A 15357-nucleotide genomic window follows, 5' to 3' on the forward strand; every position below is an offset into this window, starting at 1 on the left:
AGTAACAATACGCCGTGTACAACTTTCTCTCAAACCTAACCCCCAACCCCTTCCCTACTAGCGTTGGGGAGCAAGTATCAAAGGCTCTCCCCGCTTGTCTGACGACAGGCTGACGCCAACGGGAAGAGGAATGGAAGCGGGGTTCTAAAAATAAGTCGCACATCGCGTTAATAACAGTTGCGAAGGGGTATAATTTTGAATACGGTTGAGTTTTTATCTTATCTTCGCAGCTTAGATATTCAAGTTTTTGTCGATGGTGAAAAGTTTCGCTGTAACGCGCCGGAAGGAACTCTTACAGCAGAATTGCGTGCAGAAATTCAAGAGCGTAAAGCAGAAATTATTGAATTTTTAGAAGTAACTAATCGTACTAATAACCACAGCTTTAAACCTCTCGTATCTATTTCGCGGTTAGGAAATCTTCCCCTCTCCTTTGCTCAACAACGGCTGTGGTTTCTTGACCAATTAATTCCTAATAATCCTTTCTATAACATTCCACTAGCACTACATTTAATAGGTTCGCTAAATAAAGCCGCGCTAGAGCAAACTTTTAACGAAATTGTGCGACGACATGAAGCTTTACGCACCACTGTTGTCATGCAATCAGGGCAACCAGTTCAGGTAATTAATCCAACGCTAACTATTACTTTACCAGTAATAGATTTACGGCAACTGTCACAAGCCGAACGAGAAATACAAGCACGACGACTCACTACCCAAGAAGCTCAACGTCCTTTCAATTTATCAACTGATTCGTTGCTGCAAGTAAAACTGCTGTGGTTGGATGAGACAGAATACATTCTGCTGCTGACTATGCACCATATTGTCTCTGATGGTTGGTCTATTGGGGTGTTGATTCAAGAGATAGCAGCACTTTACACAGCTTTTTTCAATAATCAGCCTTCTCCTCTACCGGAACTTACAATCCAATATGCAGACTTTGCATACTGGCAACGTCAATGGTTGCAAGGGGAAGTATTAGAAAAGCAACTCGGTTACTGGCAGAAGCAATTAGACGGCATTTCTATGCTAAATCTGCCAACCGACAGACCAAGACTAGCTGCTCAAAGTTATCAGGGCGCAAGGCAATCTCTGCAATTATCAAAAAGTTTGAGCGAAGCACTTTTAGCTCTTGGGCAGCAAGAAGGGGTAACTTTATTTATCACCCTACTAGCAGCATTCCAAATTTTACTTTACCGCTATACACAACAAGAAGATATTACTATTGGTTCACCTATTGCCAATCGTAATCGGAGTGAAATTGAGGGATTAATTGGTTTTTTTGTCAATAGCTTAGTATTGCGTACCCAATTAAGTGGAAACCCAACTTTTCGGGAATTATTGAGTCGAGTCAAAGAGGTAGCTTTCGGGGCGTATGCTCACCAAGATTTACCTTTTGAAAAGCTGGTAGAAGAACTACATCCAGAGCGGAATTTAAATCAAAATCCGCTATTTCAAGTTGTTTTTGCGCTCCAAAATGCGCCGATGTCAGCCTTAGAGTTACCTAATTTAACTTTAAGTCCGCTACCATTTGAAACGGAAACAACGCGCTTTGATTTGGAGTTGCACTTGTGGGAGCCAAAGGTTCAAAATGGGTTATGGGCAGATAGCTCAGAAGGAATTAGTGGTTTTGTAATTTACAGCACTGATTTATTTGATGATGCTACCATCACGCGGATGCTAGAACACTTTCAAATATTACTAGAAAGTATAGTTGCAAATCCAGAACAGCGAATTGCACAATTACCACTTTTAAGCGAATCTGAGTTATATAATTTATTAGTTGAATACAACAATACTCAGTTAGATTATCCTCAAGATAAATGTATTCATCAGTTATTTGAGAGCGTTGTAGAGCATAATCCTGATGCAACTGCGTTAGTATTTGGCGATGAGGAACTCAGCTATAAAGAGTTAAATATACGCAGCAATAAACTTGCAGATTATCTAAAAAAATTAGGAGTTAAAGCTGAAGTTTTAGTAGGGCTTTGTGTAGAACGATCTTTTGATATGGTAATCGGGATGTTGGGCATTCTGAAAGCAGGTGGAGCTTATGTACCTTTAGATCCGAGCTATCCATCTGAACGTTTAAACTTTATGCTTGAAGATGCTCAAGTCTCAGTTTTATTAACTCACGAGCGATGGCTTGAACCTCTGATAAACTATAGTTCACAGATAATCTGTTTAGATAAAGATTGGGAAATTATTAATCAAGAAGTTGAAGATAATCTGACCAGCCAAGTTAAAGTAGATACCCTCGCTTATGTCATTTATACCTCTGGCTCAACTGGAAAACCTAAAGGGGTTAAAATTGAACATAGAGGATTATTAAATCTAGTTTTTTGGCATCAAAAAGCGTTTACAGTTTCACCCCTTGACCGAGCAACGCAGATTTGCGGAGTTGGCTTTGACGCTTGCGGTTGGGAAATTTGGCCTTATCTTAGTGCTGGGGCAAGCATTTATTTTGTAGATGATGAAACCAGGCAAATACCTGAGCATCTACGAGATTGGCTAATATCAAAAGCGATAACAATTACCTTGTTACCAACTCCTTTAGCAGAGAAAATTCTCTTATTAGATTTTCCTAATAACGCAGCTTTACGAATATTACTTACAGGTGGCGACAGATTAAATCAATATCCTTTAGCTGCTCATCCTTTCCAGTTAGTTAACAATTATGGTCCAACTGAGAACACGGTGGTGACAACTTCGGGTCATATTTCTGTTAATAATAAAGAGAGTTTAGCACCTGCGATTGGTGGTGCGATCGCTAACACCCAAGTTTACATACTAGATAAACATTTACAACCAGTACCTATCGGTGTATCAGGAGAGTTGTATATAAGTGGTGATGGATTGGCACGAGGTTATTTAAACCGTCCTGCCTTAACTGCTGAATGCTTCATTGAACATTCTTTTACTAATAACTTAAAAGTACGACTTTATAAAACAGGTGATTTAGTTCGCTATCGACTAGATGCCAACATTGAATTTTTAGGTCGCCTCGACGAGCAGGTAAAAATTCGTGGCTACCGCATTGAGTTGGGAGAAATTGAAGCCGTACTGAGTCAGCATCCAGCAGTGCAGCAAACTGTAGTGATAATTCATGAGGATAATGGGGAAAAGCGCCTAGTAGCTTATGTAGTACCAAAAAGCGAATACAGCAGCGTACAGGATAATATACAATTGCAGAATGAGCAAGTTTTGCAATGGCAGATGCTCTATAACGAAACTTATAATCAACCTGTTGATTCCGAGCCAAAATTGAATATTGTCGGCTGGAATAGTAGTTACACAAATCAGCCTATTCCAGCAGAGCAAATGCGTGAGTGGGTGAATAACCAAGTCGAGCAGATTTTAACTTTGCAACCCAAACGAGTATTAGAAATTGGTTGTGGAACAGGTTTGATTCTGTTTAGGATTGCACCTCACTGCACTAAATATTGGGGAACAGATTTTTCCCCAGTTTCACTTAACTACATTCAGCAGCATTTGCAAAAGCAAGAAATGCCGCAGGTAACACTGTATCAGCAAATGGCTACTGACTTCGAGAAAGTAGAAACAGCAGCTTTTGATGCAGTAATTCTGAACTCGGTTGTACAATATTTTCCGACTATTGATTATCTGATTCGCGTATTAGAAGGTGCTGTGAAGACAATTGCCCCAGGTGGCTTTATCTTCATAGGAGATGTGCGTAGTTTGCCACTCCTGGAAGCTTTCCATGCGTCAGTGCAACTGTATCAAGCTGAACCTTCCCTTACCCGCTTAGAGTTGCAGCAACGGGTAGAAATGCAGATATTTCAAGAGACAGAGTTAGTCATTGACCCAGCTTTTTTTAGCGCAATAAAGCAACGTTTGCCGCAAATTAATCATGTAGAAATTCAACTGATGCGCGGTAAACATCATAATGAGTTAACTGATTTTCGTTACAATGTGATTCTTCAGATTGATGGCAAAACTGTTAATAATCCTGAAAACTATTCAGTGCTGAACTGGTCAGAACATAATCTCACAGTCTCAGCAGTGCGTCAGTTATTAATTGAGAATCAACCAGAAATATTAAGCATTATTAATGTACCTAATGCGCGGGTGATATCAGCAGTTAAAACAGCAGAATGGCTATCAGACGTAGAAAGTTTTAAAACTGTAGGTCAAATACGTAAAGCTTTAGAAGAACTTGAGCATTTTGGAGTAGAACCAGAAGATTTTTATGCCCTGAATGTACCTTATAAGGTTGATATTACTTGGTCACATTCAAGTATTGAAGGACATTATGATGTGGTATTTGTCCGCCAAGATGGAGTAGGTAAAAAAACTATTTTCCCACATAGTACGACTCACTCTCGCCCCTGGCAATCTTACGCCAATAATCCCTTACAAGCCAAAGCAGCGCGTAAGTTAGTGCCGCAGTTGCAGACTTACATAACACAAAAACTGCCTGAGTACATGATGCCATCAGCTTTTGTAGTATTGGAGTCTTTACCTCTAACAGCTAATGGTAAAGTCAATCGCCGCGTTTTAAAAACATTTCATGATGCAGTTAAGCCTCAATTGCCTGAAAATTACATCGCACCTCGAACTCCTGTTGAACAAGTGCTAGTGAAAATCTTTGCTGAGGTTTTGGGACTTAAGCGCGTAGGAATTTATGATAATTTCTTTGAATTAGGCGGTCATTCATTACTGGCAACTCAGCTTGTCTCTAGAGTGCGCGATACATTATGTGTGGAGTTACCTTTGCGTAGCGTATTTGAAGCATTGACAATTGCACAACTATCTAAAGTGGTAGAAAGCCTTAAAGAAAACAATGCTCAAAATCAAGCCCCAGTTTTAGTGCCACTATCGCGTGAAAGTCGGCGGATTAAGTTATCTTCCTTAAACGAAGATAGCAAGGGGCGTTAATAGTAAAGTTACGCGCAGTACCGACCACAGGAGAAGACATAGCGCTCCATTATGTTAGATTCAAGATATAACTCCTTTGTATGAAACATTAGGATTCTAATGGCTACTTATGTGGAACATGGCTTAAATAATAGCGCTTTTATCCCTCCTTTAGAAAGTGGCGATCGCTTAACCCGTCACGAATTTGAGCGTCGTTATACAGCAATGCCCCATAAAAAAGCAGAATTAATCGAAGGAGTCGTTTACGTGGCATCACCACTGCGTTTTAGAAGTCATGCCCAACCTCATGGAAACTTAATTGTCTGGCTAGGAAATTACAAAGTTTCTACTCCAGGTGTGGAGCTAGGCGACAATGCTACCGTGCGCTTAGATTTAGACAATGAACCACAGCCTGATGTTTTGCTGTTGATAGATAAACCAACTAGGGGACAGGCACAAATCAGTAAAGATGATTACGTAGAAGGCTCACCGGAATTAGTTGCAGAAGTAGCAGCCAGTAGTGCATCTATTGATTTGTACGACAAGAAACGTGCCTATCGTCGCAACGGAGTGCAGGAATATATTGTCTGGCAGACTTTAGAGAATAAATTCGACTGGTTCTATTTGCAAAATGGTGAATATTTGTTACTCGTAGCAGATGCAGATGGTGTGATTAAGAGTCGAGTATTTCCAGGTTTGTGGTTAGCTGTCACCTCACTAATTACAGGAGATATGACAAAAGTTTTAGCCGTGCTACAACAAGGGTTAAATTCACAAGAACACACAGAGTTTGTTGAGCGTTTAGTTTAGTAGAACTTAATACAAATGTGTTTAAAAATAAAAATTGCGGTAGAGGGATGCTATGTTATTGGTCTAACAGATTTTAGTTTTAGTGATGACAATATATCTAGATTCCCCTGAAGTTACTCTTTATCAAGGAGATTGCTTAAATTTGTTGCGTAGGCGTAGCCCATCGTAGATATCGCTTTCCTTTTATTACCGGGTGACTTTATATCCAGCGTTTGTGTAATAAAATCAAAATAAGATACCAAGCTAACCCTCTTTATGAATACCTTCCTATCTAACCAAAATCTGCCTATTGATTCCAGCATTATTATAGAAGCCGAAGCTGAAGCCATTAAGCAACTTGAACATATACTCAATCAGGAAAATAGTCAACTGAAATTAGTTGCAGCAAACGGCGAAGAAATGACTATTCCTGATTCTGTATATCATGTATTACGCCAAGTAGTGCAGGTAATGGCATTAGGTCAAAATGTATCTATAGTTACACATAATCCAGAACTAACAACGCAACAAGCGGCTGATTTGTTGAATGTATCACGTCCCTATCTAATTAAATTATTAGAGCAGGGTGAGCTTCCTTACATTCTACTAGGAACTCATAGACGGGTTAAATTTGAGGATTTAATCAAATATAAACAGCAAAGAGATACTAAACGTAGACAATTGTTAGATGAATTAATAGCCGAAAGCCAAGAGTTAGGATTTTATGAGTAGGATGTTCTGATTATTTACTGAGTATTATGTATCTTGCTGTGCTAGATTCTTGTGTACTGTTCCCTATGTACTTACGAGATACCCTATTATGTATGTCTGAGGCTAGGTTATATGTACCACATTGGTCACAAGAAATACTTGATGGCGCAACTCGTAATCTAGTAAATACAGGTAGACTCACAACTACTCAAGCTATGAGACTGGAAGGGAGAATTAAAGAAGCTTTTCCCACAGCAATAATCGCAGTTCCTGATAATATCGTTCAATTAATGACAAATCACCCTAACGATCGCCATGTTCTGGCTGCTGCTGTGGTAGCTAAGGCTGATATAATTGTCACTTCAAACCTGAAGCATTTTCAAGATCAAGATTTAGCACTTTGGCAAGTCAAAGCCAAATCTCCAGATGACTTTTTAACTGTATTATATAATCTCTATCCGCAACAAGTGATTGGGGTATTACAGCAACAGTCTCAAAAAGCCACCCATGAGTTTTTTTGAGCTTCTAGAATTACTCAGTAGAGAAGTACCAAGATTTACAAGCAACATTAAATCCCAAACTTCATAACCTAACCTGAACCACTAAATGTTACATATAGTATCGTTGAGTGGGGAAAAAGCAACGTGAAAGCACAGGTATTTCGAGGCGTTAATCAACTATCTTACGAAGATATCCCAGTTCCAACCCTGGAACCAGATGAAGTGCTGGTACAGGTGCGGGTTGTAGGGTTGTGTCAGTCAGATATTAAAAAAATTCGTTATCCGCTATATGAACCGCCGCGCATTTTTGGACATGAAACCGCCGGCACGATCGCAGCAATAGGCGATGATGTCAAAGGTTGGCAAGTTGGACAACGGGTAGCAGTAATGCACCATATCCCTTGTATGCGTTGTGCCTACTGCCTAAATGATAATTTCTCTATGTGCGATGTTTACAAAAACATCTCGACAACCGCAGGTTTTAACGCCAGTGGCGGCGGCTTTGCCGATTATGTCAAAGTACCTGGCCATATTGTCCAAAACGGTGGGCTAATTCCCATCCCGGATAATATCAGTTTTGAAGAAGCGAGTTTTGTCGAACCAACTAACTGCTGTTTGAAGGCAGTGAAAAAAGCCCAAATTGCTCCAGGACAAACCGTGTTAGTTACTGGTGCTGGGCCAATTGGGTTAATGTTTATCATGTTGGTGAAGTATTTTGGAGCAAATGCGATCGCTACTGATTTACTACCTTCTAGAATTGAAAAAGCCTTGAGTGTCGGTGCAGATGCGGCTTTTGATGCCCGTGATGCCGATTTATCCGCCAAAATTTCTGCTTTGACTGGTGGATTGGGTGTTGATGTTACTTTGCTGGCTGTTCCTAGCGAGAAAGCTTTCTTTCAAGCACTTGATAATACCCGCAAAGGTGGCAAAATCTTGTTTTTTGCGGAATTCCCTGATGAGGTGGAAATTCCCATCAACCCTAATATCCTCTATCGTCGGGAAATTGACTTGATCGGCAGTTATAGCTCATCTTATCGGCTTCAGAATTTGTCAGCTGATATTGTATTTAATCAGCGAATTGATGTAAAAGCGTTGATTAGCGATCGCTATCCATTAAAAAATTTATCAGCAGCTGTCGAACAGGCGATCGCACCCACACCGGATACTTATAAAATCTTGATTTATCCAGAATAAAGAAGATGAGGGAGTGTTAAAACTAGAAGTCTGAAGTTCAAAGGTGCAACTTCCGAGTTCAAAGGTGCAACTTCCGAGTTCAGAGGTGCAACTTCCGAGTTCAGAGGCTCAACTTCCGAGTTCAAAGGTGCAACTTCCGAGTTCAAAGGTGCAACTTCCGAGTTCAGAGGCTCAACTTCCGAGTTCAGAGGCTCAACTTCATCTTTCCCATGCCCCTTAACTGCCCATATATGCCCTATACTCTACTTTTCGTCGCTTTATTAGCTTTCTACGTCGCCTGGAATCTCGGAGCAAACGATGTTGCTAATGCGATGGGAACCTCTGTAGGTTCCAAAGCTGTTACTCTCAAACAAGCACTAATTATTGCTGGGGTATTAGAGTTTACGGGTGCTGTATTGTTTGGACATGAGGTAACGGAAACTCTAGCAACGAAAATTGCTAATCCCGCCTTATTCGCAGCTACACCGCAAATATTCGTTGTTGGGATGGTAACGGTACTAATTTCTTGTGGTGTGTGGTTGCAAATTGCCACATCACGCGGTTTACCTGTATCCTCTTCTCATGCGGTTGTTGGTGCGATCGCTGGATTTAGTTGGGTAGCTTTGGGAGTAGATGCAATTGATTGGTCATCAATTAGATTAATCACCGTAGGCTGGATTTTAACGCCTGTAATCAGTGGTGCGATCGCGGCTTTATTCTACAGTCAAATCAAACACTGGATTTTGGATCAACCCAATCAAGTAGTGCAGTTACAAGAGTGGATTCCTTGGTTGAGTACTCTGCTGCTAAGTGTATTCGGCGTGATTGTATTACCATCGCTGACTGAACCGCTAACCAATTTTGTGATTGAGCAAGTTGGTTTCAAAATCCCTGCTTACGACATCCCACTATTAACGGGTGCAATAGCAGCAGTTGGACTCACAATCATTAGTTGGCAACAATTGGGAGACAACGGGACAACAAGGCAAAAAGAAGAATCTACTCAATGCCCAATGCCCAATCCCGTAGAAAGATTATTCGCCCGATTCCAACTGCTGAGTGCTTGCTTTGTAGCTTTTGCTCATGGTTCCAATGATATGGGAAATGCGATCGCTCCTTTAGCTGCGATCGTTTACATCAATCGCACTGGTAGCGTACCTACAGATGGAATCACTATCCCCATTTGGATTTTAATCCTTGGCGGTGCTGGTATAGTAGGTGGTTTAGCCGTCTGGGGTAAAAAAGTCATCGCCACCATTGGCGAAAACATCATTGCCTTGCAACCTAGTAGTGGATTTTGTGCCGAACTTGCTACTGCTACCACCATCCTCATCGCCTCCCGGCTAGGTTTACCAGTCTCCACCTCCCACGCTCTCGTCGGCGGTGTCGTTGGTATTGGACTTGTACAGAATGTCAAGTCGATTAAGTTCCAAACATTACAAGGCATTGCCGCCGCATGGCTAATTACAATCCCCATAAGTGCTATCCTTAGCGCTGCCATCTTTAGCATCGCCCGGATTTTATTCTTGTAAGAATTATTAATATTTTTCTAAGTTTGAACATAAACAGGACTTATGCAGACAATAGCCGAAACCCTTATTTTCAGGTAGGGGCAATTCATCAATCATACGTGTCAACTTAAGCTCAAACACTCAATTTATCGTGGTTTTAGATCCCCCAACCCCCTTAAAAAGGGGGCAAAAGACTCTAGTTCCCCCTTTTTTAAGGGGGGTTAGGGGGGATCAAAATCTAGGTGGTACATCGAAAAATTTTGAAATGCTTATCAGACTAGGCTTTCACGTTAAGTTGACACCAATGTTCATGAATTGCCCCTGAGCGCGTGTACTTTTGCGTAAGTTCTACTAAACTGCAACAACGCTAAAAAAGCGTATTTTTGCACAATTGCAGCTCATTCATTAGAATGATGTGCAGGGGATAGCGTAACTTTAAATTTCCACAGAAAGATGCTTTAATCTCAATTTAGAGATGTAAATTGTCACACAAGTTACATTCCACACAAATTTACAGCTAGTTTCGCAAGTCAAACAATTTTGTGGCAATGTCTAGCAACGAGTCGGTTTCCGTCTACGCGCACGCATCTGCAAGTGTTTGACAATCACTATTGGCAGCAAAACAATCAATATTTATTTGGAGTGAGATTTTTTTAAAAGCAAAAATCTCATTGGCGAATATTATTGATGGAAATTAAACTGACCAGATACTTGTTAATGCTGAAGAGAACATGGTCTGTAAGCACTGGAGCAAATTTGATGCTTTGCCAACCTGTGTTCAGTATGACAGAATTACGTTGAAATGCGGAAGTACTGTTAAAATTTTTAATTTATCTGACAAAATACAGGAAATTAGTATGAGCGCTAATAAAGTGCACGGGAAGCAGCTTTATCGTCAAGGTGTTAGAGGTTAAAAGCTAATGGGGCGATTCGAGAAGCAACCAGAAAACCCGCGAGTCAGAGGCGAGCTATCCAGAGCAGCAGAAAATGCTCTCTGGGCTGTAGTTGAGGATTTAGAAAATCTCCAGCAGAATGTCCTCAGAGCGTTGCAGGAAGATGTCAAGCGGCTTCAGTCAGAAAAAAACCGATTATCTGATGACATTCAAAGCTTGCTAGAAGAAAAAGAGCATTTACAACAAGTGCGGCAAATCACTGAGCAGCAAGTGTTAATTCGTCAACTGGCAGAAGTTCTAGCAAAACATATATCTTCACAACTACAATCCTCTCTGGCAACTTTAGCGAACCAAACTATAGAGGGCAAGTCTTACGAACAAGCGGCGCTAAAGTCCGCTGATGTGAATAGCAATGTAGTAGGTGAAATTAACGAAAAAGTCGAACATATGTTTGGCAGCCTGGATGATACTGTTACTATCACTTTTAATTCACTGCAACAAGAGCTGAAGAACTATCAAAGTAATCTTTCCCAACAGTTGTCACGGATGTACAGCCAGCAGCAGCAAGGGGAAACGATTTTGACAGAGTTTGTCAATCGTCTGCACGGAGAACTAGAAAAAACTATAGAAGAAACTTCACGCAAACCAACAACAGCAGCGACACCTACTGTTTTGCAGTTTACAGAGCCAGAGAAAAACAGTTCTTTTGAGACATCCCCGCCGCAGTTTGGCGAAGTAGTAAAAAATTCCCCTGAGCCAATTTCCCTAATCCCTAATAAGTTTTCAGAAGGGGAAACGACATTACAGCCACCGATTGTTAGAGAAAACGCTGCAAACCCAATTTCTGTTCCTAGCAAAGACTTGTCGCCAAGGGAAACGACATCACAGCCGCCGATTGTTAGAGAAAACGGCGCAAACCTAATTTCTGTCCCCAGCAAAGACTTGTCGCCAAGAGAAACGACATCAGAGGCTCCTGCTGCTGTCGTTCCGCCACTAAAGGACAATGCCACCGAACCCATGTCTGTCCCCAGCAAGGACTTGTGGCCAAGAGAAACGACATCAGAGCCTCCGACTGCATCAGAGCCACAGCCGGGAGCAATACCACCTTCACGCAGGAGAAACGCTACCGAACCAATTTCTGTTCTTCGCCGGAACGTGTCACAGAGTAAAGCTAAAACTCCAACTCATACTGTACTAGAGCCGCAGCCGGGAGAAAACCCCCCGCTACAACGATCGCGTAATTCTTCAGGTTTATCGCCGAGCCAAATCGGTTTGTTGCTGATTGTCTTATCAGCAGTGGTGTCGTCGCTTTACAACGTAGCCATTAAGATAATTTTCCACGAAGGTTCCCAGATTTTTGGAGTATTAGAGGTAGAGCGCTTGCTGCCGCCGACTTTGGGCAATACTTTGTTAATTTTGACGCTACGGTTTATGGTAGTGGTACCACTGATGGTACTGTTGTCTCCTATACTGCATCCCAGATTATGGCAAGACTTGGGAAACTTGGCTGATTCAGTTCGAGGAAATCCCACATCTACTAATGCAGCGACAAAGCAGATTTTGCTGTTGTCGATTGTGAGTGGGGGCTTTTTGTTTTTGTCTCAGGTGCTAATCTACATTGCGATCGCTCAAGTTACAACGGGAATGGCGATCGCGCTGTTCTTTATCTATCCGATGGTTACTGGTATATTATCGTGGTTTCTGTTCCGCGATCGCCCTAGCTTATTTCGCATCGGTGCGATCGCTGCGGTTTGCTGCGGTGAATTGTTGGTTTTAGGAGGTTCTCCTAGCACAGGTATCGGTAATACTTCACTAGGAAGCAACGCCGCCATTCTTTCTGGCGTGGCTTTTGCTGCCTACATAATTCTGACGCGGGTTTGTGCTAGTAAACTCCATCCCGTGACTTTTACTTTAATTAACTTCACTACCATGCTGCTGTTGAGTTTTATCTGCTTGATGCTACCTTTACCAAGCAGTTGGAACTTGGTAGTTGATCCCTCTAAAATGCTGGAACTGGTTTTAAGCGCATTTATTTTGGGTGTGCTGACTCTTGCCGGCTATTTGCTCAACAATATTGGTATTAGTAAATTAGGTGCCTCGCGATCGGCGATTATTGGTGGCAGCATTCCAGTCTTAACCGTGATTTTCGCTGGGTTAATAATTCAAGAAAATTTAGATATTGTGCAAATTCTGGGAGTGTTGTTAGTAACCTTTGGAGCGGCTGCTTTCAGCTTGGAAACAATGCGAAATCAGGTAAAACCCTCTAATCCCACGAATTAAATTAGCTTAGGTGTGATGGAAGCTACTTTACCTTCCATCACTCTCAGCATGAATCCTGACAACGCCTATTTGTAACTTTTCTAAATCATCTCAAGTTTATATATACGACTTACTTACGCCTATATTTTATATCTAGGACTTACGCACTATACAAATTAACCGTGATGTGAATTAACGAAAATAGATCGTTTCAGGCTTTTATTAATTATCCTTATGATGCCTACGGCGGTAAACTACGTAAATAGACCACGATGTAGGGGTTTAGCACCCTCATCCCATAATAAATCTGCCAGTTTTCTCGCATTAAAGCTATGTCCACTATTCCAGAGCGCGATCGCTACGTCAATATCATTAAGACCAGTTCCATCAGTGTTGGTAATACCTCGTTTAACGCTATCGGCAATGGTTTCTAAACTCAGCCCTAAATATTTCATCGCCTGACCAATTTGTTTTTGGTCTGCGCTCTGATCCCAGAGCAAATCTGCCAGTTTTCTCGCATCAATACTATAACCACTGTTCCAGAGAGCGATCGCTACATCAGTATAATTAAGATTAGTTCCATCGCTTTTGGTAATTCCCGATTTAACGCTATTAGCAATAGTTGGTAAATCGAAACCTCGATTTTTGAGATTTATGTTTAACGACAAGCCGCTACGTGTCTACCACTCACTAGTCGAGCAATTATTAGAACGGGGATGCTTAACAAAAGTTGAAGAAATTGTGTTTAGTCAATCTTGAGCGGGACAGACGTATGTAGATATGGCTGTAGAGTCGGATTACAATCTTAGTTACATCAAATTATTTGCAAGCTTGAGATAGTGAAAGGAGTGAAGAGTTTATTTTACCGTGCAAAATTTTGATTGCCTCAATATCATTTATGGGCAGGTTGGTAAATCCAGATAAATTAGCGTACTACTTAACATCTTTAATACTCAAATTAACTCTACTCATCTACAATTGGGCAAAATAATCTGTAGTTTTAACTACAAAATTAGATGTGCTTATCCTGCTGTATGGGTGCAGATAACACTTAAATGCTTATATAGATGAGCGGGCAGTAATCAGAATAACTTGACTTGTAATATATTTTTATAAATTTAGCCTGATACAGGTAGGGAAAACACGTATATGTGAGCAGTACGAGTAGTACTGACTCAAGTAATTGAGCATGAGTACTTGCTCAGAGGGAAGATTGGCAAGGAGTTAAGACCATTGCAGCACATTTTGGAACTAGGAGATCAAGAAGTGGCAGAAATGTTTAGAGTAATCCGTTTTTTCAGCGTGGGAGACTATTGTGTTTCGTAAGATGGTATGTTTATTTCTGTTGTTCTCTACTAATCAATTTGGTCTGCGATCGCCCACACGCACAAAGAAAAAAGCTGATATTGTATACTGCTGCGGATTTTCCTGCTTTTCTAGCAACAAACTATTTACGTAATTTAAATCTCTGAAGTACATAAAACGGTGAGGTAAAAACATACTTTAAAGTAGTCAATGAATTAGTTAATTAATGAAACTTCCAAGGATTTTGAACCCGATTTTGCATAAATTCAAAGGTAGAAACCCAATATATTTTATGTATGGCTAGTAACTAATCTTGAAGTTATTAGCATTGTCAACAAAGCCTTATAGCTAGGCGATTGAGTCTAAATCAATCGCGGCTTTCTGTGTCAAATCATCAACATAAAATTAGATCCAAGTCGGATTTAATAGTAAATCTAAAAATATCATCAAACCATGATTCAACCAAGATATGACTTATTAGAATACGGATTATTTGTAAAATTTAGAATACATAAAATTATTCTAAATCCAAAAAAAAATGATATGATAAAAAGCAATATTTGAAAAAACAACAGGTATTTTGAAATTGGAATTATTTACTCTACTTGATGTCTACTATCTTTCCTCAAACCAACGGTTGATACTGCCGAGACATCACTGGAGTTTAGGAACGGGATGATAGTGCACAACGAGCCGTATGGCTCCATATCTAAATGTAACTACGCCTGTAAGCAATTTATTCTTAGACGACTCCTAATTATTTCTAGTCACCTGTTACTACAAATAATTTGCCAAAGCTATAAAAAACCATCTTTTTCAAGTAACAAATGCCCAGATGAACCGCGCAAACTAGTTTTTACCCAGAGCCAGATAATGGCATAATTGGTGTAAGCAGCTTGACGTTGTTACTCTTGAAAGATGAGAAAAACCCCAGAAAACTGAAAGGCTTTGTAGATTACTTGCAGTACAGTTAACTTTTGGGACAAAAACCGCCGTCAAACTAAACTTTGTGATGTCTGTAATTTTCTGGTTAGATGCAGAGACAGTTCTGGTAACAACACTTAATCTGCCTGTATACCAGAAGATATTTGAAAACGGTAGTTTGTGCTACCACCAATCTCATAGCGATCGCATACTAATAAAGTGAAGACATCGCTTCAGCCAGGTGTATACTACCTATTTTCATTCAACTTAAAATTGTGTAAACGTGCTATTCAATTGTCTGTAATATGAGTAACGACATAGATCTGATCAAACGTCTTGACCCCAGTGCGATGGATCAGATCATGCTTTATCTGGCTTTTAGTGCCATGCGGACGAGTGGGCACAGGCATGGGGCAT

At 40.6% G+C, this 15357-nt stretch carries 9 protein-coding genes and 1 pseudogene; 8 read left to right on the forward strand and 2 right to left on the reverse strand.

All coding sequences use genetic code 11. The annotated features are described in order from the left end of the window. Window positions 1-195 precede the first annotated feature (195 nt). The 5 genes from ACEW80_RS33790 to ACEW80_RS33810 all read left to right on the forward strand — a co-directional run bounded on the left by ACEW80_RS33790 (window position 196) and on the right by ACEW80_RS33810 (window position 8069). Window positions 196-4896 carry an amino acid adenylation domain-containing protein gene (locus ACEW80_RS33790; RefSeq protein ID WP_373530796.1) on the forward strand — a complete coding sequence of 1567 codons (4701 nt, stop codon included), beginning with the start codon at window positions 196-198 and terminating at the stop codon, window positions 4894-4896. Between the two features lie 99 nt (window positions 4897-4995). Then, entirely contained in the window at window positions 4996-5685 is a 690-nt protein-coding gene (locus ACEW80_RS33795; protein WP_373530797.1) for a Uma2 family endonuclease, read from the forward strand. Window positions 5686-5940: 255 nt separating this feature from the next. Then, window positions 5941-6396 carry a helix-turn-helix domain-containing protein gene (locus ACEW80_RS33800; RefSeq protein ID WP_373530798.1) on the forward strand — a complete coding sequence of 152 codons (456 nt, stop codon included), beginning with the start codon at window positions 5941-5943 and terminating at the stop codon, window positions 6394-6396. Window positions 6397-6488: 92 nt separating this feature from the next. Further along, a complete protein-coding gene (locus tag ACEW80_RS33805; RefSeq protein WP_373530799.1) occupies window positions 6489-6896 on the forward strand; it encodes a PIN domain-containing protein in 408 nt (135 codons plus the stop codon). Between the two features lie 123 nt (window positions 6897-7019). Further along, on the forward strand, window positions 7020-8069 hold the full coding sequence (locus ACEW80_RS33810) for a zinc-dependent dehydrogenase (RefSeq protein ID WP_373530800.1): 1050 nt from the start codon (window positions 7020-7022) through the stop codon (window positions 8067-8069). Here the strand turns inward: ACEW80_RS33810 and ACEW80_RS33815 are convergent. Next, the gene (locus ACEW80_RS33815; RefSeq protein ID WP_373530801.1) at window positions 8057-8215 is read right to left on the reverse strand and encodes a hypothetical protein; all 159 of its coding nucleotides are present in this window, start codon (window positions 8213-8215) and stop codon (window positions 8057-8059) included. The two genes, ACEW80_RS33810 and ACEW80_RS33815, sit on opposite strands and share 13 nt — an antisense overlap. A gap of 84 nt (window positions 8216-8299) precedes the next feature. Here ACEW80_RS33815 and ACEW80_RS33820 point away from each other — a divergent pair, with 84 nt between their 5' ends. Together ACEW80_RS33820 and ACEW80_RS33825 are read left to right on the forward strand one after the other, a co-directional pair. Further along, window positions 8300-9580: an inorganic phosphate transporter gene (locus ACEW80_RS33820; RefSeq protein ID WP_373530802.1), complete on the forward strand. Its 1281-nt coding sequence runs from the start codon at window positions 8300-8302 to the stop codon at window positions 9578-9580. Window positions 9581-10479: 899 nt separating this feature from the next. Then, entirely contained in the window at window positions 10480-12732 is a 2253-nt protein-coding gene (locus ACEW80_RS33825) for an EamA family transporter (RefSeq protein WP_373530803.1), read from the forward strand. Window positions 12733-12965: 233 nt separating this feature from the next. Here the strand turns inward: ACEW80_RS33825 and ACEW80_RS33830 are convergent, their stop codons facing one another. Further along, entirely contained in the window at window positions 12966-13379 is a 414-nt protein-coding gene (locus tag ACEW80_RS33830) for a hypothetical protein (RefSeq protein WP_373530804.1), read from the reverse strand. Between the two features lie 1866 nt (window positions 13380-15245). Between ACEW80_RS33830 and hetR the strand changes: the two are divergent. Then, window positions 15246-15357 (forward strand): annotated as a pseudogene (hetR, locus tag ACEW80_RS33835) (heterocyst differentiation control protein); the annotation flags it as partial.

It is taken from the genome of Nostoc sp. (assembly GCF_041747015.1).
Lineage (GTDB): Bacteria > Cyanobacteriota > Cyanobacteriia > Cyanobacteriales > Nostocaceae > Nostoc.

Bases quoted from the DNA above. Each gene is read 5' to 3' on its own strand.
- ACEW80_RS33825 (WP_373530803.1), top strand. From the start codon at position 10,480: ATGGGGCGATTCGAGAAGCAACCAGAAAACCCGCGAGTCAGAGGCGAG.
- ACEW80_RS33800 (WP_373530798.1), top strand. From the start codon at position 5,941: ATGAATACCTTCCTATCTAACCAAAATCTGCCTATTGATTCCAGCATT.
- ACEW80_RS33820 (WP_373530802.1), top strand. From the start codon at position 8,300: ATGCCCTATACTCTACTTTTCGTCGCTTTATTAGCTTTCTACGTCGCC.
- ACEW80_RS33805 (WP_373530799.1), top strand. From the start codon at position 6,489: ATGTCTGAGGCTAGGTTATATGTACCACATTGGTCACAAGAAATACTT.
- ACEW80_RS33795 (WP_373530797.1), top strand. From the start codon at position 4,996: ATGGCTACTTATGTGGAACATGGCTTAAATAATAGCGCTTTTATCCCT.